The sequence below is a fragment of the Pseudomonas bohemica genome (assembly GCF_002934685.1).
Taxonomy (GTDB): Bacteria; Pseudomonadota; Gammaproteobacteria; order Pseudomonadales; family Pseudomonadaceae; genus Aquipseudomonas; species Aquipseudomonas bohemica.
Window position 1 is genome coordinate 40,749 of sequence record NZ_NKHL01000112.1, and the last position, 18,367, is coordinate 59,115.

The 18,367-nt window shown below is 60.2% G+C and carries 15 protein-coding genes; 6 read left to right on the forward strand and 9 right to left on the reverse strand.

What is annotated here, in order from left to right; translation table 11 throughout:
• Window positions 1-121 precede the first annotated feature (121 nt).
• A complete protein-coding gene (gene norR, locus CE491_RS17335) occupies window positions 122-1,681 on the reverse strand; it encodes a nitric oxide reductase transcriptional regulator NorR (RefSeq protein WP_110949557.1) in 1,560 nt (519 codons plus the stop codon).
• Between the two features lie 318 nt (window positions 1,682-1,999).
• On the opposite strand from norR, the gene CE491_RS17340 reads away from it, so the two are divergent.
• Genes CE491_RS17340 through CE491_RS17360 form a run of 5 tightly spaced genes read left to right on the forward strand, consistent with a single transcriptional unit; the run spans window position 2,000 to window position 7,976 of the window.
• Entirely contained in the window at window positions 2,000-3,451 is a 1,452-nt protein-coding gene (locus tag CE491_RS17340; protein ID WP_110949558.1) for a UbiA family prenyltransferase, read from the forward strand.
• Window positions 3,448-4,764 (forward strand): FAD-binding oxidoreductase, encoded by a 1,317-nt coding sequence (locus CE491_RS17345; RefSeq protein ID WP_110949559.1) that lies wholly within the window; start codon window positions 3,448-3,450, stop codon window positions 4,762-4,764. The genes CE491_RS17340 and CE491_RS17345 overlap by 4 nt, the downstream gene beginning before the upstream one ends.
• A gap of 11 nt (window positions 4,765-4,775) precedes the next feature.
• Window positions 4,776-5,516 carry an SDR family oxidoreductase gene (locus CE491_RS17350; RefSeq protein WP_110949560.1) on the forward strand — a complete coding sequence of 247 codons (741 nt, stop codon included), beginning with the start codon at window positions 4,776-4,778 and terminating at the stop codon, window positions 5,514-5,516.
• Window positions 5,513-6,499, forward strand: a complete 987-nt coding sequence (locus CE491_RS17355) for a lysylphosphatidylglycerol synthase transmembrane domain-containing protein (protein ID WP_110949561.1) — start codon at window positions 5,513-5,515, stop codon at window positions 6,497-6,499. Before CE491_RS17350 ends, CE491_RS17355 begins: the two co-directional genes overlap by 4 nt.
• A 49-nt stretch (window positions 6,500-6,548) precedes the next feature.
• A complete protein-coding gene (locus CE491_RS17360) occupies window positions 6,549-7,976 on the forward strand; it encodes a DUF2723 domain-containing protein (RefSeq protein WP_110949562.1) in 1,428 nt (475 codons plus the stop codon).
• Window positions 7,977-8,647: 671 nt separating this feature from the next.
• Here the strand turns inward: CE491_RS17360 and CE491_RS17370 are convergent.
• From CE491_RS17370 to CE491_RS17380, 3 genes are read right to left on the reverse strand one after another with little or no spacing between them, the layout of a single operon-like run.
• Window positions 8,648-8,857, reverse strand: a complete 210-nt coding sequence (locus tag CE491_RS17370) for a hypervirulence associated TUDOR domain-containing protein (protein WP_110949564.1) — start codon at window positions 8,855-8,857, stop codon at window positions 8,648-8,650.
• A gap of 14 nt (window positions 8,858-8,871) precedes the next feature.
• Entirely contained in the window at window positions 8,872-10,731 is a 1,860-nt protein-coding gene (locus CE491_RS17375; protein ID WP_110949565.1) for a glycoside hydrolase family 15 protein, read from the reverse strand.
• Window positions 10,724-11,524: an SDR family oxidoreductase gene (locus CE491_RS17380; RefSeq protein ID WP_110949566.1), complete on the reverse strand. Its 801-nt coding sequence runs from the start codon at window positions 11,522-11,524 to the stop codon at window positions 10,724-10,726. The genes CE491_RS17375 and CE491_RS17380 overlap by 8 nt, the downstream gene beginning before the upstream one ends.
• 293 nt (window positions 11,525-11,817) lie before the next feature.
• Here CE491_RS17380 and CE491_RS17385 point away from each other — a divergent pair, with 293 nt between their 5' ends.
• Window positions 11,818-12,750 (forward strand): LysR substrate-binding domain-containing protein, encoded by a 933-nt coding sequence (locus CE491_RS17385; protein WP_110949567.1) that lies wholly within the window; start codon window positions 11,818-11,820, stop codon window positions 12,748-12,750.
• 3 nt (window positions 12,751-12,753) lie between these two features.
• On the opposite strand, the gene pstB is transcribed toward CE491_RS17385, so the two are convergent.
• The 5 genes from pstB to CE491_RS17410 form a co-directional block, all read right to left on the reverse strand.
• The gene (gene pstB / locus CE491_RS17390; protein ID WP_110949568.1) at window positions 12,754-13,533 is read right to left on the reverse strand and encodes a phosphate ABC transporter ATP-binding protein PstB; all 780 of its coding nucleotides are present in this window, start codon (window positions 13,531-13,533) and stop codon (window positions 12,754-12,756) included.
• Complete coding sequence (gene pstA, locus CE491_RS17395; RefSeq protein ID WP_110949569.1) at window positions 13,533-14,411, reverse strand: phosphate ABC transporter permease PstA; 879 nt, start codon at window positions 14,409-14,411, stop codon at window positions 13,533-13,535. The genes pstB and pstA overlap by 1 nt, the downstream gene beginning before the upstream one ends.
• Window positions 14,408-15,403: a phosphate ABC transporter permease subunit PstC gene (gene pstC / locus CE491_RS17400; protein WP_110949570.1), complete on the reverse strand. Its 996-nt coding sequence runs from the start codon at window positions 15,401-15,403 to the stop codon at window positions 14,408-14,410. Before pstC ends, pstA begins: the two co-directional genes overlap by 4 nt.
• A 70-nt stretch (window positions 15,404-15,473) precedes the next feature.
• Window positions 15,474-16,493, reverse strand: coding sequence for a phosphate ABC transporter substrate-binding protein PstS (gene pstS / locus CE491_RS17405; protein ID WP_110949571.1), 1,020 nt, complete (start codon window positions 16,491-16,493; stop codon window positions 15,474-15,476).
• A 520-nt stretch (window positions 16,494-17,013) separates the two neighbouring features.
• Window positions 17,014-18,321: an MFS transporter gene (locus CE491_RS17410; RefSeq protein WP_110949572.1), complete on the reverse strand. Its 1,308-nt coding sequence runs from the start codon at window positions 18,319-18,321 to the stop codon at window positions 17,014-17,016.
• Window positions 18,322-18,367: the final 46 nt, after the last annotated feature.

Genomic DNA, 18,367 nt, shown 5'->3' on the forward strand with positions numbered 1-18,367 from the left:
CGGGACAATACACATCACTGTGGGAGTGAGCGTGCTCACCAAGGCGTAGTCTCAATCAGCACAAAGTTGACTGAACTCACGCTCACCCCCGCAGGTTGCGCAGGCTTCAGCGACGCGTGGCCTAACGAATCCCCAATCGCTTGGCCAATCGGCTGAGATTGGCCCGATCGAGGTTGAGTTCGCGGGCGACTTCGCTCCATTTGCCTTGATGCCGGCTCAAGGCATCGTTGATCAGCAGCGTCTGAAACGCATCGACCGATTCCTTCAGCCCTTCGCCCGGTTTGATCATCGGCGAAACGCTCGCGATGACCGGCGTGAGCGCAGCGGTTGGCCGCACTTCTTCATCCAGGCCCACCGCCTGGGATTCGATGGTGAGAATGCGTGGCCGTTCGCTGTGGCCCGACAGTGCTTTGAGCACCGCGCGGCTGATCAGATGCTCCAGTTCACGCACGTTCCCCGGCCATGAATAAGCCAGTAGAACCTTCTGCGCCTCCGGACTCATGCGCAGGCTGCGCAAGCCCATCCGCGCGCGGTTTTCTTCGAGAAAGTAGCCTGCCAGCAGCAACACGTCCCGCCCCCGCTCGCGCAACGACGGCACCCGCAGCGGATACACGCTCAAACGGTGATAGAGATCGGCGCGAAAACGCCCGGCGCGCACTTCTTCGGCCAGGTCTCGGTTGGTGGCGGCGATGATCCGCACGTCCACACGGTGCTCCAGATCGGAGCCGACCCGCTGCAGCTGCCCGCTCTGCAACACCCTCAGCAACTTGGCCTGCACCGGCATCGGCAACTCACCGACCTCGTCGAGGAAAATCGAGCCGCCATCGGCCAGTTCGAATTTGCCGCTGCGCCCACTGACCGCCCCCGAGAACGCGCCCTTGACGTGACCGAACAGCTCGCTTTCCACCAACAGTTCAGGTAGCGCCGCGCAGTTGAGGCTGATAAGCGGCTTCTGCGCCCGAGGCGATTGCAAATGAATGGCTTGGGCCACCAGCTCCTTGCCGACCCCGGTTTCCCCGGTGATCAGCACCGTCAGCGGGCTGTTGCCCACCAGCTGGATTTCCTGCTGCAAGCGGCGATGCACCGCGCTCTGCCCGATCAGCTCCCGGGGCCCACGACCACCAGCGGCGCGCTTATAGACTTCAGCCAATTGCCGCTGGTCTTCGAAGCTGCGCGCCAGTTGGTTGATCCGTTCGCTGGCCATGACCGTGGCCGCCGCAAGGCTGGCAAATGCCTGCACGTTGCTCAGCTCGACACTGCCGAACCTCGACGGGTCCAGCGAATCCAGGGTGATCAGCCCCCACAGCTTGTCCTGCACGAACAGCGGGCAGCCGAGGCAGTCGTGAACTTCCAGATGACCGTGCAGACCGTCCACCAGACCGTCATAGGGGTCCGGCAAGTCGCAGTCGGTGGAGAACCGGGTGGGCTCGCGGTTCTGCACGATGATGTCCAGCCGCGGGTGTTCCCCCAATCTGAAGCGACGACCCAGGGTGTCGGGACTCAGCCCTTCCACCGACAACGGCACCAACACGTCATCTTCGAGCTTGAGCAATGCCACTGCATCGCACGGCAGCAACTGGCGCAACGAACGTAATAGACGCCGATACCGCTCTTCATCCGGCAGGTCGCGGGAGAGGTCGGCCACCAGCGGCACGAGCGCCAACAGCAAGGGATGGGTCATAGGGCTCCAGAGCACGGTCAGACGCGAAAACGTGGTCATTATGACATCCGCTGTGGTCTGGGCTACACGGACAGCGCCGTTTCGGGTCCTGGGGTTTCTGGCCCGAAGCGTGAAAGCGAGCTGTCATTAGTTGGTCGCCAATCAACTGGCGTCTGATGTTTCAATATTGAAGCGCGCAATGTTCAAAGTCAGCCACCCACCCCTGTTTTATTCTGACGCCAAATGCCCGACGGCAACGGAAGGACTCTTTAATTTAAATAAAGTTGTAAAAATAGGTTTTTGTTTATAGTCAGGTCGATCCCCATAGGAGCATCCGACATGGCGAGAATTCAGGGACGAGTTCAAGAAACTTTCCCACCCTTGGTTGTTGATCTGGACGGCACGCTGCTGCGTTCGGACTTGTTGATGGAAACCGCCATGGCCTTCGTCAGAAGCAAGCCATTGAAGGTTTTCAGCGTGTTCGGCTGGCTGTTCAACGGCAAGGCGGCGCTCAAGGAAGGCTTGGCACTGGAGACGGAAATAGACGTCTCGGTGTTGCCTTATGACCCGCAGATCATCGAAATGATTCATGCCGAAAAAGCCACCGGGCGGTTGATTGTCCTGGCCACGGCCAGTCATGTAAGTCTGGCCGAGCGCATCGCCGAACATTTACAACTATTCGATCTGGTATTGGCCTCTAACGCCCAACGCAACTTGTCCGGTAATAACAAGCGCGACCTGTTAGTTGCTCATTACGGTGAAGGCGGCTTCGACTATATCGGCAACTCCAAAGATGATTTGCCAATCTGGAAAGTCTCGCGTCAGGCCTATGTGGTCAATCCTGATTCCGGGGTCGAGTCGCGAGTCGTGGCCATGACCCAGGTCGAGCCCACCATCCGCACCAACACCGCCAGCCTGCGCGACTGGCGCAAGGCAATGCGCATGCATCAATGGCTGAAGAACGCGCTGATCTTCGTGCCGCTGCTGGCCTCTCATCGCCTGGCCCAGTTCGAGCTGATGCGCGACGGGATCTTCGCCTTCCTCTGTTTCGGCCTCTGCGCTTCCAGCGTCTATGTTCTCAACGACCTGCTGGACCTGGGCGACGACCGACACCACAAAAGCAAATGCAACCGGCCGTTTGCCAGCGGGCGACTGTCGATCAAGGCCGGGCTGATTCTGGTTCCGACCCTGCTGATCACGGCGTTCGGTTCGGCATTGCTGCTGTTGCCCTGGCAGTTCTCGGCAGTCATGGCCGCCTACTATGGGCTGACCCTTGCGTATTCGCTGAAGCTCAAGCGGCTGATGGCCTGGGACGTGATCGTGCTGGCGATGCTCTACACCGCACGCATTATCGCCGGGGTGGCAGCGTTCAACCTGACGTTGACCTTCTGGATTCTGGCGTTCTCGATGTTCATCTTTTTAAGCCTGGCCATGGTCAAGCGCTACGCCGAACTGCGCGATGCTCGTGCCCGGGAGGTGAACACCCTCGCCCGCGGTCGTGGCTATTACCCTGGGGATCTGGACATGATCGCCTCGCTCGGCGCCTCGTCCGGTTATCTGGCGGTGATGGTGCTGGCGCTGTACATCCAGGACGCCAATACCACCTCGCTGTACGTCACCCCCCACGTGATCTGGCTGGCCTGTCCGCTGTTGTTGTTCTGGGTCACTCGCGTGTGGATGCTGACCCATCGCGGGCAAATGAACGAAGATCCGGTGGTGTTCGCCATCCGTGATCGCACCAGTCAGTTGATCGGCGCGGTGTTCCTGCTGATGTTCTGGATCGCCGCATGAGTACACCCCTGTATTCCTGGGGACGGTTTCCCCGTAGTCCGCAGCGTGGTCACAGCTGCGGGTGGCTCGACGAACTGCCCGCTCACCTGGACCGGGTGATTGACGATCACGGCAGCAGCCTGCCCTACGGCAATGGCCGCAGCTACGGCGACAGCTGCCTGGCGGCGAGCGATCAGGTGCTGCACATGCGCTCGCTGGACCGGTTGATCGAAGCGGACTGGACCAATGGCGTACTCAAGGTCGAGGCTGGCATTACCCTGGCCGAAGTGCTGAGCGTCGCCATTCCCCAAGGCTGGTTTTTGCCCGTGACGCCAGGGACTCAGTTCGCCACCGTGGGCGGCGCCATTGCCAACGATGTGCACGGCAAGAACCATCACGTTCGCGGCACCTTCGGCCGGCATGTGCTCAGCTTCGGCCTGCTGCGCCGAGGTCAGCCGGAGATGATCTGCGCGCCCGGCGTCAATGCCGCGCTGTTTTCGGCCAGCATCGGTGGCCTGGGACTGACCGGGGTGATTCACTGGGCGCAACTGCAGCTGATGCCGATCCGTGCCAGCCAGATCGACACCACCACGGTACGCTTCAACAATCTGGCTGAATTCTTCGCGCTTTCGGATGAACTCGACGGCCAGCACGAATACAGCGTGGCCTGGGTCGATTGCCTGGCCAAAGGCGCCGAGACCGGGCGCGGCGTATTCATCGTCGGCGACCACGCGCAATACGGCTCGCTGGAAGTCGGCCGCCGGGCAAAGTTGAGCATGCCGCTCACGCCTCCGGTCTCGCTGATCAACAAGCTATCGCTCAGTGCCTTCAACAATCTGTATTGGCGGGTGCATCCGAGCCAGCGCAAAACCGGGCGCAGTGCCTATGAACCGTTTTTCTATCCGCTGGATCGCATCCTGCACTGGAACCGCATCTACGGTCGCCGGGGCTTTCAGCAGTATCAATGCGTGATTCCCACCGCCAACGCCGAAGCGGCAATGGGGGAGTTGTTGCGGGCCATTGCCGACGCCGGGCAAGGCTCGTTTCTGGCGGTGCTCAAGCGCTGTGGCGATGTCCTCTCGCCGGGTCTGCTGTCGTTCCCGATGCCGGGCACGTCACTGGCCCTGGACTTCCCGCAGAGCGAGCACCTGCAAGACGTTGTATTCCCGCGTCTGGACGACATCGTCCATGCCGCGGGAGGCCGCTTGTATCCGGCCAAGGATGCCCATATGAGCGGCGCGGACTTTCGTCGGGCGTACCCCGCCTGGGAACGACTGGAAGCGCTGCGCGATCCCTCCCTGATGTCCCGTTTCTGGAGCCGCGTGCTGCTATGAACACAACTGCTATGAAAAGAGTGCTGATCATCGGCGCGACATCGGCCATCGCCACCGCCTGCGCCCGTTTGTGGGCAAGCGAAGGCAGTGATTTTTTCCTGGTCGCGCGTAACGTCGACAAGCTGCAACAGACCGCTGCCGACCTCAAGGCCCGCGGCGCGAAGAACGTCACCCTGCACGAAATGGACGCCAACGACATCGACGCTCATCCGTTGATGCTCGGCCGCTGCCTGACCGCGCTGGGTCAGATCGACATCGCCTTGATCGCCCACGGCACCCTGCCCGATCAGAAGGCTTGCGAGCGCGACGTCAATCTGGCGCTGCGCGAATTCGCCAACAACTGCACGTCGGTGATCGCCCTGCTGACCGTGCTGGCCATGCAGTTCGAGACCCAGCGCTGCGGCAGTCTGGCAATCATCTCCTCGGTGGCGGCTGACCGCGGCCGCCCTTCCAATTATCTGTACGGCAGCGCCAAGGCAGCGGTTTCGACTTACTGCGAAGGCTTGCAGGCGCGGCTGTTCAAGGTTGGCGTGCATGTCACCACCATCAAGCCAGGCTTCGTCGACACCCCGATGACTCAGGGTTTGTCGTTGCCCGCCGCGTTGCTCGCCCAACCGGCACAGGTGGCGCAGCGCATCGTCAAGGGCATCGCCAACAAGGTGCCGACCCTATACGCGCCCGGATTCTGGGCCGTGATCATGCTGGTCATCCGCTCGATTCCGCAGCCGGTATTCAAGAGGCTGAATTTATGAGCGCAGGCGTATCCAACGACCAGTTGCACCTCTCAGGCTGGCGTTACCGGGCCGTGGTGCTATCAGTGGTGGGCTCGGCGCTGGGCTATCTGGGGTTTTCGCTGTGGGGCGGCTGGCACGCGGTGGGCGCGGCGGTGAGCGAGGTCGGCTTCGTCGGCATCGTGATCGCGCTGTTCATGTCCTCGGTGAACTACGGCCTGCGCTTCGTGCGCTGGCAGACCTACCTCAAGGTACTGGGCCATCCCATGCCGTGGCGCCCGAGCCTGAATATCTATCTGGCCGGCTTCGCTTTGACCACCACCCCCGGCAAGGCTGGCGAAGCCCTGCGTGGCGTGCTGCTCAAACGCTGGGGCGTGCCCTACCCGCAGAGTTTCGCGGCGTTCTTCAGCGAGCGGCTCTCGGACCTGTTCGCGGTGGTGCTGCTGACCCTGTTCGGCCTGTCGCTGTACCCCGAGGCGATGCCGATGATCGTGGTTGGCGTCAGCCTGGTGCTGGTCGGCCTGCTGGTGCTATCGCAACGCAGGCTGTTGGAGCGCCTGATGCTGATGGTGCCCAGCGAAGGTGGCAAGGTCATCGGGCTGCTGCGTCACCTGCTGCAAGTGCTGGTGCACGCCCAGCAGTGTCATCGCCTGCGCCTGCTGCTCGGCTTGACCGCACTCAGCGTGGTGGCCTGGAGCGCCGAAGCGCTGGCCTTCGACTGGATTCTGCAATGGATGGGCGCCGATATTCCGCTGGCGTTCGCGGTGTTCGTCTACGCCCTGGCGATGCTGGCCGGTGCAGTGAGCTTCATGCCCGGCGGACTGGGCGGCGCGGAAGCGGTGATGGTCGGGCTGCTGGTCTGGAAAGGCATGAACAGCGCCGACGCCATCGCCGCGACCGTATTGATTCGCCTGGCCACGCTGTGGTTTGCCGTGGCCATTGGCGCAGTGATGTTATTCAAGCTCAAGGGCGAAACGGTGCCCGAAGGGCAACCGGCCCAGTAAGTTTATGTGTGCCCGGCTTCATTCGAAAAAAGGGACAGGAGTGCAATTCATGGTGGCAGTCGTACGTTATCGGGAGTCGATTCTGATTCCCCTGCTGTTGGCGATCGGAGCGATCCTTGCCAGTTTTCTTGCCTCGAGCGGCCCGATCCAGTGGATGGACAACGGCATGTTCCTCGCCGACGCCTCCCAGGGCCAGTACTTCAGTCAGACGCTGGGGCCGCTCGATCATCCGCTGTACCTTTTCGTCACGACCGCGCTGTTCGCAGGCTTCGGGCCTTACGTGCTGAGCTTCATGAATTCGCTGCTGCTGATTCCCCTGGGCTGGGCGATCTACCGGCTGGCCAAGGGCGTAGGGGCTACCAATCAGCAGGCCCTGTTGGCAATCGCCGCCGCCGTGCTATGCCACTGCGTGTTCTGGGTCTCGACCAAAGCCGAAGTCTACGTACTGCATACTGTGCTGGTCACCCTGGCCTACATGATCCAGTTCCGCGACAAACAACGCCTGGGGGTATTGCCGGCGCTGTTTCTGATCGGCGTGCTTACCGGACTTGCCGCCGCGATCCATCAGCTGACCTTCATCGTACTGTTCCCGCTTTACCTGCAACTGTTGTGGCAGCACAAGGCGCGGATTCTGATCACGATTCCCGGTTTTGTTCTGGGCTTCGCAGTGGCGATTCCCGGCATCCTCAACGAGATGCAAGGGGGCCTGGGGCTGATCGATATCGCCCACCGCTATCTGATCGGCATCCCGGACCGCACCGCCGAACAAAGCTGGCAGGGTTCGCTGTTCCGCTTCGACGAGATGTGGCACGAGAAGAACTCGGTGGTGCTGCTGATGCTCTCGCTGATCGGGCCGCAATTGGTGGGCCTGCTGCTGTTCCCCAAGAATCCGGCCCTGCGCGTGCTGTGGGCAGCGGCGATAATGGACTTCATTTTCGCGGTGTCCTATAACGTCACCGACCGCTTCACCTTCTTTCTGCCCGGCGCGGTGCTGCTGAGCATCATCGGCGTGATCCAGCTGCAAGCGCTGCTACCGCGCAACGCCGCAGGGCTGGTCAATGCCTCACCTGTCGTTGCACCAGTCGTGATTCTGGCAGTGTTCGCAGTCTATGCCAGCGGCGGCGTCCAGCTGCCGATCCACAAGGAACCGCTGCCGTTTCGTGACGACATCCACTACTTCATGGCGCCATACCTCACCGATCGCTCCGCCGAGGAATTCGTGCGCAGCTACGAAAAATCCGCCCCGCAAGGTGCGCTGATCATCGCTGACTGGACTCCCAACGGCGCCCTGCGCTCGGCCCAGGCCAGCGGAATGCTCAAGGGAAGGACGTTCGAGTCGTGTGACGAGGTGGCCAATATCGATGAATTCCTCAAAGGGCCGGGGGCGTATCTGGCGAGGACCAGTTACTGCGGGATGATAGCCGATCGGTTTACGTTGGAGACGTTGCCGGTAGGGTATGAGTTGCGGGCAAAGTGAGAGGCTGGGCACGGTCTGATGGGCAAAGTCGCGGTGGGATATGACCAGCCATTACCCACCCTGACGACTGTTGACGACGCCCTTAATCAGGCGTGTTCAGCTGCAGCTCTCCCCCTGTATGCAAGGCAGTAGCATCACACACAATGTTACCGGCGCATGGTTAACTTATATATGGAGAGGGTTTGTTGGCAGTACTGAGCTGCGCTGGGCATGAGGGTGATACGCAACGTCCTGATTACTGAACTCCCCCCACCAAGCTTGACGTTGAAGGGTTTTCCGTGATCAGTGATAGCATAACTGGCGACTACCTTATTAGCGCCATCGAGTGCTTCCATTTTGTCATTGGGCCAGCACCCTCCCGTGCTTATGTAAAAATCAACAGATACATCTGAGTACAACTTATAAAACTCGACATTGAACACTGCCCAGAAATTCACGTGCAATTTTTTCAAAATATTATTGCCAAGTACTGAGTATGGTCTGACCTCTCCAACTTCTGGTTCAAGCACGCCACTACTTTACGGCAACCTCGTCGACGTTTGTTTAATAAAAACAAAAGCTTAATTCGGTCCATATTTTTTTTGCACTATGGGTTATTTCAAATGAACCTAACGTTCAATTCTCAACTGCCCGATAAAAGTGGCTAGCGCCTCATAACAACCTTGGCGTGATTAGGCTTTTGCCAACGCCCCTTCCTTATGCATGGCGACGTGCCCGGTCTTGTCGCTTTTGACTTCGTACTGAGGTTCTTCCTTCGAGGCCGTTCGGTGGCGGCCCATGAATTCGACGTCCTGAGTGTGCACCCGGGTGACCACGCCGACGATCTGCCCGACGTCCGAGTTCCAGCGCACGTGATCGCCTTTCTTGAACGCATGGGCCATCGTCGTTCTCCGGTTCAGGGCTGCCAGAGGGTCTGGCCGCCGTCGAGTTTGCGGTCGAGAAAGCTGGCCGCGCTGATCAGTGCCAGGTGGCTCAACGCCTGGGGCGTGTTGCCCAGATGGTGGCCGTGGGTGTCGAATTCTTCGGCGTAAAGCCCCAGCGGATTGGCGTAGCGCAGCAACTGCTCGAACTCCAGGTGCGCCCGCTCCACCCGCCCTGCCCGCGCCAGGCATTCGACGTACCAGAACGAGCAGGCGACGAACGCGCCCTCCTCGCCATCCAGGCCGTCGCCGTAGTCATCGTCGTTGCGATAACGGAAAACCATGCCGTCGCGCACCAGCGTGCGTTCGATTGCTTCCAGGGTCGACAGCCATTTCGGATCGCTGGCGCCGACGAACCTTACCAGCGGCATCAACAACATGGCGGCATCGAGGCTTTTGCTGCCCTTGTGCTGGACGAAATGTCCGCGTTCCTGGTCCCAGAAATTTTCCCAGATGTCGTCATGAATCGCCTGGCGCTCCTTGTCCCAGCGTGCGAACGGCGCTGGCAGCGAACGTTTCTGGGACAAACGCAGGGCACGATCCAGTGCGACCCAGCACATCAATCGCGAATGCAGAAAATGCTTCTCATCACCGCGCATTTCCCAAATGCCCACATCCTTGCTGCGCCAGTTCTCGCACAGTTCATCGACCAGCCGCGTCGTATGCTTCCAGCCTTCGTGAGAAATCGCTTCACCGTATTTGTTGGCAAGGTACACCGCGTCGAGCAGCTCGCCGTAGATGTCCAGCTGGGTCTGCTTGTAAGCCTCGTTGCCGATACGCACAGGGGTCGCGCCGCCGTAGCCTGACAGGTGCGTGAGCTCTTCTTCCGGCAGTTCTTCGCGCCCGGCCAGGGAATACAGAATGCCGAGCCTGGCCGAATCGTCGCAGCAATCGCCCATGCGCTCGCGTACCCAATGCATGAAGGCGTTGGCCTCCTGCGTGTAGCCCAGGCGCATGAAGGCGTATACGGTGAATGAGGCGTCGCGGATCCAGGTGTAGCGGTAGTCCCAGTTGCGGGCACCGCCCTTTTCTTCGGGCAGGCCGAATGTGGCGGCGGCGACGATTCCACCGTGCTTGCGCGAGGTCAGCAGCTTGAGCGCCAGGGCGGAGCGGTTGACCACTTCCCGCCAGCGGCCGCGGTAGTTGGAATGACGACTCCAGTGCTGCCAGTAATCCACGGTGCGCTTGAGGTCGCAGTCGCAATGAGTGGCCTTGACCTGTTCATCGTCGGCGCCGCCGAGCATGAATTCGACGATTTCGCCGTGTTTCATCTCGAACTCAGCGACCGCAGCCTGCCCGTCGAGACGCAGTTCAACCGTCGCACACAGCCGTATGGCGGGCTGGCCCTGGGCTTCGAAACGCACGTCTTCTGCGTCCATCTGCGCAGTGGTTTCAGCGCGGCTGTAATCATGGCGAACCCGGCACGCCATACGCACGCGCGCGGTGCCGTGGCGCACGTGAATCCGCCGTACCAGACGGGGAAGGTCATCGACTTGCGAGGCAATGGGCATCAGGTCGGTGACTTCCACCACCGCGTCCCTGGCAATCCAGCGAGTCATCAGCACGTTGGTTTCCGGCAGGTAGAGCTGCTGGCGGCGTGCGTCGGGCAAGATCGGCGACAACTGGAAGATTCCGGCATCGGGTGTGTCGAGCAGTGCGCTGAAGAGGCTCGGGCTGTCGAAATCGGGCCAGCAGAAGAAATCGATGCTGCCGGTGTCGGCCACCAGCGCGGCACTGCGCATGTCGCCAATGATGCCGTGGTTCTCGATATGATTTTGCGCTTCGTCACGCAGGTCGGGCTGGGTGCTTCGGGTGCTCTGGATAGGCTCAGCCATTGTCGCGAAACTCCGGATACAGACTCATGCCACCGTCGATGAACAGCGTGGCGCCGTGCACATAGTCGGAGGCGTCGGAAGCCAGCCAGACCACCGCATTGGCGACGTCTTCGGCTTCGCCCACCCGGCCATAGGGGATCAGCTTGAGCAGTTTGTGCTCGGCTTCGCCGGAGGTGGCCTTGGTATTGATCGCGGTGCGAATCGCACCCGGAGCGATGCTGTTGACGCGGATGCGCTGCTCGCCGACTTCCTGGGCGATGCTGCGCATGAGCAGGTCCACGCCGCCTTTGGAGGCTGCGTAATTGACATGGCCGGCCCAGGGGATGACCTGGTGCACCGAGCTCATGTGGATGATCTTGCCCAGCGCGCGCGAGATGTCCGGCCGGATTTCCTGTCTGGCGAACTGTCGCAGTGCGGCGCGGGCGCAGAGGAACTGGCCGGTGAGGTTGACGTTGATGACCGTATTCCACTCCTCCAGGCTCAGCTCGGCAATTGGCGCATCCTTTTGCAGCCCCGAGTTGGCGATGAGAATGTCCAGTCGGCCGAAAGTGCTGACGGTATCAGCGAACAGTTTTTCGACCTCCTCTTCCTTCGAGACGTCGGCGCCGATGGCCATCGCCTGACCGCCGGCTGTCCGGATTTCATCCACCAGTTTCTGTGCCGGTTCGGGCTGGGAGTGGTAGTTGACCACCACCGCCGCGCCTGATGCGGCGAGCCCTCGCGCCGCGCCCAGGCCGAGGCCGGAGCTGGCTCCGGTCACCAGCGCGACCTGGCCTTTCAAGGAAATCAGCATGGAATGTCGAACCTCATGGTGAGCGTTTAAATGCTGACTGACGCCGCTGGCTGGAAGTTCATTGGGAAGGGAACTGAATCCTTAGAGCGTCAGAGCGCACTCCCACAGTGAACCGTATCGTCCATGACGTCCCGTCTGAGGATCGAAAACGCCGCGGCCGATTAACCAACCAGTCCGCGAAACATGCGGTTACGCTGGACGCCGGGCAACGGCGATCCATAAACTGTCGCCCATCATTTCGCCATCTTTTTTCACGTATAGGGGCGAAGCATGTCGGGGAACGGGGACGAGTTATGAATCGCAATGAGCTGCGCAAGGCCGATATCAACCTGATGGTGGTATTCGAAACCTTGATGCAAGAGCGCAACGTGACCCGTGCCGCCGAGAAGTTGTTCCTCGGCCAGCCCACTATCAGCGCTGCGCTGAACCGGCTGCGGGCGCTGTTCAACGATCCGCTGTTCATCCGCGTGGGCCATCGCATGGAACCCACGGCGCGGGCCACGGAGATCATCAATCACCTGTCGCCTGCGCTGGACGCCATGTCGGTGGCCTTGAGCCTGACCCGCGATTTCGACCCGGCCAGCAGCGACATGACTTTCCGCATCGGGCTGTCCGATGATGTCGAATACAGCCTGTTGCCGCCGCTGCTGCGGGCCATTCGCGAGGAAGCGCCGGGCATCGTGATCGTTATCAAGCAGGTCAATTACTGGAATGTTTCGGAATTGCTCATGTCCGGCGAGATCACCGTCGGTGTGTGCATGACCCGTGAGCTGCCGGCCAACGCCAAGCGCAAGTTGTTGCGAAGCGTGCAGCCGATGGTCGTGCGTGCCGACACTTCGCCTGACCCGATCACCCTCGACGAATACTGCTCGCGCCCCCATGTGGTGGTGTCTCATGTGGCCAACATTTCGAGTTTCGCCGATGAGTGGCTGGCGGCGATCGGGCGCAAGCGCCAGGCGGTGCTGTCGGTACCGCAATACAGCACGCTGCCGGCCTTGATGGCGGGGACCGATCTGCTGTGCAACCTGCCGGATCACTTGACCGTGGCGATGAACAAGTCGGGGTTGCTGCGTGGGGAGCCGCTGCCGTTCATCACGCCCAACCTGGAGTTGTCGATGGTCTGGCTGAGCGTGATGGATACCGACCCTGCGGAGCGCTGGTTGCGCAAGAAGCTGGAACATTACATGGGCGAGGAAATCACCGTCCCCCCGGTGCCGCTCACTTGAGGATCAGCCAAAACGCCCGGTGATGTAGTCTTCGGTCTGGGTCTTGGACGGTTTGGTGAAGATGGTGTCGGTGTCGCCGTGTTCGATCAGTTCGCCCATGAACATGAACGCGGTGTAGTCCGAGCAGCGGGCTGCCTGCTGCATGTTGTGGGTGACGATGACCACGGTGAACTGCTCCTTGAGTTCGGTGATCAGTTGCTCGATGCGGCCGGTGGAGATCGGGTCAAGCGCCGACGTCGGTTCGTCCAGCAGCAGGACCTGCGGGCGCAGGGCGATGGTGCGAGCGATGCACAGACGCTGCTGCTGACCACCGGACAGGCTCTGCGCGCTCTGCTTGAGCTTGTCTTTGACTTCATCCCACAGCGCAGCACCGCGCAAGGCCTCCTCCACGCGCTCTTCCATCTCGCGGCGCGAGAGTTTTTCGTGGTGGCGCACGGCGTAGGCGATGTTGTCGTAGATCGACATCGGGAACGGTACCGGCTTCTGGAACACCATGCCGACGTGACTGCGCAGCCGGTTCATCGAATAGCCCGGCGCGAGGATGTTTTCGCCATTCAGTATCACTTCGCCCCTGGCTTCCTGTTTCGGGTACATCGAATAGATCCGGTTGAACACCCGCAGCAGGGTCGACTTGCCACAACCCGAAGGGCCGATGATCGCGGTGATGCGCTTCTCGGGAATGTTCATGTCAATCGACTTCAGCGAACGATGGCCGTTGTAGAAAAACTCGAGGTCGCGTACCTGGATTTTGGTTTTTTCGTCGGCGAGGGAAAGGTTGTTCATCAGGACGCCCTATTGCGCAAAAGGAGAAGACGGGAGCTGAGGCTCAGCAACAGCACGAACAAGGTCAGAATCAAGGCGCCGGCCCAAGCCAGGGAATGCCAGTCATCGAACGGGCTCATCGCGTACTGGAAGATCACCACGGGAACGCTTGCGATCGGTTTGAGCACATTGCTGCTCCAGAACTGATTACCGAACGCGGTGAACAGCAGCGGCGCGGTTTCGCCGGTGATGCGCGCCAGTGCCAGCAGCACCCCGGTCACGACACCGGCCTTGGCCGCACGCAGCACGATCTGCAGCGTCAGTTTCCACTGCGGCACACCCAGCGCCAGGGCGGCTTCGCGCATGGTCGAGGGTTGCAGCTGGAGCATTTCATCGGTGGTCCGCACCACGACCGGAATCACCAGCAACGCCAGGGCCAGGGCACCGGCGATGGCCGAAAAACCGACCTGATGGTTGGTCAGCGCGCTGACCGGCAGGATCACCGCGGTATAGACGAACAGACCCAGCACGATCGATGGCGCCGAGAGCAGAATGTCGTTGATGAAGCGCACCGCGTTACCCAATCTGGAGTGGCGAGCGAACTCAGCCAGCCAAATACCGGCCATCAGACCGATCGGAGTGCCGATCAACAGGCCGATGCCAGACATCAGCACGCTGCCGTAAAAGGCGTTGGCCAAGCCGCCCGTGGACCCCGGCGGCGGAGTCATCTCAGTGAACAGGCGCAGGTTCAGCGCCTCGAAACCGTTGATCACCGTGGTCAGCAGAATCCACACCAGCCACAGCAGACCGAAGGCCGTCGCGCCGCAACTGAGGACCATGGCAATCATGTTCTTGATCGCGCGGGCCCGGTACAGGTTTTCGTTGTCGACCTTACTCATAGACCCTCCTTGCGCGACAGACGAGAGAGCATCAGACGGGCGATCGCCAGCACAATGAAGGTGACCACAAACAGCAAAAAGCCTAGGGCGATCAGTGAAGAACGGTGCAGGTCGGTGTAGGCCTCGCTGAACTCGTTAGCGATCACGGAGGCGATCGAGCTGCTGGGCAGCATCAGCGATGCGGAAAACTGGTGGGCGTTGCCCAGTACGAAGGTCACCGCCATGGTTTCACCCAGCGCGCGCCCCAGGCCCAGGAAGATGCCGCCGACCACCGCCGAACGGGTGTAAGGCAGGACGATGTCCCAGACCACTTCCCAGGTAGTACCGCCGAGGGCGTAGGCCGACTCTTTCAGCGCCACCGGCACGCTGCGGAACACTTCGGTCATCACCGAGGTAATGAACGGTGTGATCATGATCGCCAGCACGATACCGGCCGTGAGCATGCCGATACCCAGCGGCGGGCCCTGGAACACCGGACCGATCAAAGGCAGGGCGCCCAGATTGTCGTTGATCCAGGGCGCCATGTTTTCCGCCATGAACGGGCCGAAGACGAACAGCCCCCACATGCCGTAGATAATCGAAGGAATGCCCGCCAGCAGTTCGACCGCGGAGGCAATCGGCATCCGCAACCAGGGCGGCGCGACTTCAGTCAGAAAAATCGCGATGCCGAAGCTCACCGGAACGGCGATCAGCAGCGCGAGAAAGGATGTCACCAAGGTGCCATAGATCGGGACCAACGCGCCGAAGTGGCCGTTGACCGCATCCCATTCGGTACTGGTAAGAAATTCGAAACCAAAGGTCTTGAACGCCAGGGCTCCGCCCCAGAGTGTCGAGCCGGCGATGCTCGCCAGCAACAGCAGCACCAACAGAGCCGCTGCCAGCATCGTGCGCCGGAACCAGGCGTCGTGTCGGTGATCGCGGGCCGCGCGTTTTTCGCTCTCGGACGTGACGTCCGCAACGGCAGCGGACATATATTGGGTGTTTTCAGTCATGGTGGGTCCACTCGCAAAGAAACCCTGTCACCGAGCGCCCGATGACAGGGGTAAACCGGATAACGTCGAGTTACCGGGTGAACTCGGTTTTCCAGTAGTCTTCGATCTTGCTGACCAGTTCTTTAGGCAGAGGTACGTAGTCCAGCGACTCTGCCTGGGCCTGACCTTTTTCCAGGGACCATTTGAAGAAGTCGAAGGCAGCAGCGCTCTTCTCGGCATTCTTCGGCTGCTTGTACATGATGATCCAGGTGGTCGCCGTGATCGGCCATGCGTCAGCGCCCGGGGCGTTGGTCATGATCAGGTTGAAGTCTTTGGCGTCTTCCCATTTGGCGGTGGCAGCAGCCGCTGCGAAAGCCTTGGCGCTAGGCTCGACCACCTTGCCAGCAGCGTTTTCCAACTTGGCGAAGGCAATGTTGTTGGTTTTGGCGTAGGCGAATTCAACGTAGCCGATCGAACCCTTGATCTGTTTCACGTAGGCAGCCACACCTTCGTTGCCCTTGCCACCCACACCGACCGGCCACTGCACGGCAGAACCTTCGCCAGGGCCGTTTTTCCAGTCAGGGCTGACCTTGGCCAGGTAGTTGGTGAAGTTGAAGGAAGTACCCGAACCGTCCGAACGATGAACCACGGTGATGTTGGATTCAGGGAGTTTCAAACCCTTGTTCAGCGCAACGATTGCCGAGTCGTTCCACTTGGTGATCTTGCCCTGGAAAATATCAGCCAGAACCTTGCCGCTCAGCTCCAGTTTGCCGGTCTCGATGCCTTCGACGTTGATGACTGGAACGATACCGCCGATCACGCTGGGGAACTGACCCAGGCCGCCGGCCTGCAGGTCTTCCGCTTTGAGAGGCGCGTCGGAAGCGCCGAAGTCCACGGTCGCAGCCTTGATCTGAGCGATACCGCCGCCCGAACCGATGGACTGGTAGTTGATCTTGGTATCAGTGCTCTTGCTGTAGTCGGTTGCCCATTTGGAAATGACTGGGAACACGAAGCTCGAACCAGCACCAGTGACGTCCGTAGCGTGTGCCATCCCGGTCAGGCACATCGAAGCCAGCAGGAGTGACAGGCGTGTTTTTGTCAGCAGATTCACGGCAATACCTCAGCAGGAGAATTTGTGTGTGTGGTCACAGTTGAAGACCCGATGCAGATTTAAAACCGGAAACATTTCTGTTTGATGACAGTCTTTAGACAGAGAAAAAAAACGGCGGATTTTGTAGGAGATTTCTTACACGCTGCAAAAGCAAAACCCCCGGTTTCATTGAAGAAAACGAGGGTTGTCTAGTGTTGAGAATTTAATATCAATACGCCACATCGGCAGTCGACTAATGGTTTTTTTGCTCCCAGACGCTACGTCCTTAAGCACCACACCGCTTCTTGGCCTCTCCTGTAAGATCGTTGCCGGACGGCTACAGGGAGCGAACGTGTATGACAAATCCCGACACGCCGCAGACCTGTTGGAAAACGTTGGAGTTTACGACGGGCAGCGATGCCGGGGTGTCAGTAACCCATCTACAACAGACCCACCGCGTTCGCTGCCGACGTAACCTCCGACGTCTCCCACACTGCGAAGCGGGTTGGCTCCAGCCCGCGCAGGTTTGCAAACGAAGGATTTACTTGGCGACTGCCTCTTTGCTCTCAAGTGTGTCGAAGGTTTTCTCGGGCGCCTTTTCCTCTGCCAAAAAGGTTTTCTGCGGCTGCATGGTGAAGGTCATCAGCACCCCGAACGCCAGCACGCCGATCGAGATCAGAAACGGCAAGGTCCAATTACCGGTCTGGTCGATCAAATAACCGGCCAGCACCGGGCTGATGATGGTCGCCGTGGCTGCCGTGCCGTTCATGATGCCGCTGGCGGTACCGGCGCGATCGGTAGCGATGTCCATCGGCACGGCCCACATCGGCCCCACCGTCATTTCATTGAAGAACAGCGCCATGGCCAGGAAGATCAGCGAGTACAGCGGCTCCTGGAACAGCAATACCGGGATCAGCGACAGCCCGGTGCAGGCCATGCACACCGCGACCAGATAACTGCGCGCGACTTTGACGTTGCCGGTCTTGTGCAGCAGCTTGTCGCTGATCAGGCCGCCGAGCAGGTCACCGACGACACCGGCGAAGAACACGCCCGACGTGAACAGCACTGCATCTTTGATGTTCAGGTGGTAGTTGTGCATGAAGTACATGGGAATCCAACTGAGCATCAGCCAGAGGATCCAGTTGTAGCAGAAGTACACGCTGGACACCGGCAACATGCGCCGGAACAGTCGCCCATAGGTGCCGGGCGCATCGACTCGACGAGGTTTGGGCGCAGGCAGTGCAGCAAGTTCCTGCTCGGTGATGCGCGGGTGGTCGCCAGGCTTTTCGGTATACGTCACGTACCACAACACCACCCAACCGAAACTCATGGCGCCGAGCAGGTAGAACGAGAAGCGCCAGTCATAGGTGGTCATCAATGCCGCGACGATCAGCGGCGCACAGGCATTGCCCAGGCGCGCGGCAGCGTGGGTGATGCCCTGAGCGAAGCCGCGACGTTCCTTGGCGACCCAGGCAGCCATGGCGCTGGTGGATGCCGGAAAGGTCGCGCCCTCCCCCAGCCCCAGCAACATGCGCGCGGCCACCAGACTCAGAAAGCCGCCAGCCATGCCGGTCAAGACCGTCGCCGCCGCCCAAATGAAGGCGCAGACGATCAACGTACGTTTGGCGCCGTAGCGGTCGCTGACCCAGCCGCCGATGAACTGGAACACCATGTACGGATAGGCGAACGCAGAAAAGATGAAACCCAGTTGCGTGTTGCTCAAGCCCAGCTCAGTGCTGAACTGCCCCGCCGCCGTACTGACATTGACCCGGTCGACGTAAGTAATGAAGTACATCAGGCACAGCATCATCATGACGACGGTGGTGGCCTTTATCTTTAACCTGTTCATGGTTGCGGTCCTCAGTGTCTTTTTTGTAATTGTTCGTTGCTCACTA

Bases quoted from the DNA above. Each gene is read 5' to 3' on its own strand.
- pstC (WP_110949570.1), bottom strand. From the start codon at position 15,403: ATGACTGAAAACACCCAATATATGTCCGCTGCCGTTGCGGACGTCACG.
- CE491_RS17355 (WP_110949561.1), top strand. From the start codon at position 5,513: ATGAGCGCAGGCGTATCCAACGACCAGTTGCACCTCTCAGGCTGGCGT.
- CE491_RS17410 (WP_110949572.1), bottom strand. From the start codon at position 18,321: ATGAACAGGTTAAAGATAAAGGCCACCACCGTCGTCATGATGATGCTG.
- CE491_RS17385 (WP_110949567.1), top strand. From the start codon at position 11,818: ATGAATCGCAATGAGCTGCGCAAGGCCGATATCAACCTGATGGTGGTA.
- CE491_RS17340 (WP_110949558.1), top strand. From the start codon at position 2,000: ATGGCGAGAATTCAGGGACGAGTTCAAGAAACTTTCCCACCCTTGGTT.
- CE491_RS17380 (WP_110949566.1), bottom strand. From the start codon at position 11,524: ATGCTGATTTCCTTGAAAGGCCAGGTCGCGCTGGTGACCGGAGCCAGC.
- pstA (WP_110949569.1), bottom strand. From the start codon at position 14,411: ATGAGTAAGGTCGACAACGAAAACCTGTACCGGGCCCGCGCGATCAAG.
- CE491_RS17370 (WP_110949564.1), bottom strand. From the start codon at position 8,857: ATGGCCCATGCGTTCAAGAAAGGCGATCACGTGCGCTGGAACTCGGAC.
- norR (WP_110949557.1), bottom strand. From the start codon at position 1,681: ATGACCCATCCCTTGCTGTTGGCGCTCGTGCCGCTGGTGGCCGACCTC.
- CE491_RS17360 (WP_110949562.1), top strand. From the start codon at position 6,549: ATGGTGGCAGTCGTACGTTATCGGGAGTCGATTCTGATTCCCCTGCTG.
- CE491_RS17375 (WP_110949565.1), bottom strand. From the start codon at position 10,731: ATGGCTGAGCCTATCCAGAGCACCCGAAGCACCCAGCCCGACCTGCGT.
- CE491_RS17350 (WP_110949560.1), top strand. From the start codon at position 4,776: ATGAAAAGAGTGCTGATCATCGGCGCGACATCGGCCATCGCCACCGCC.
- CE491_RS17345 (WP_110949559.1), top strand. From the start codon at position 3,448: ATGAGTACACCCCTGTATTCCTGGGGACGGTTTCCCCGTAGTCCGCAG.
- pstB (WP_110949568.1), bottom strand. From the start codon at position 13,533: ATGAACAACCTTTCCCTCGCCGACGAAAAAACCAAAATCCAGGTACGC.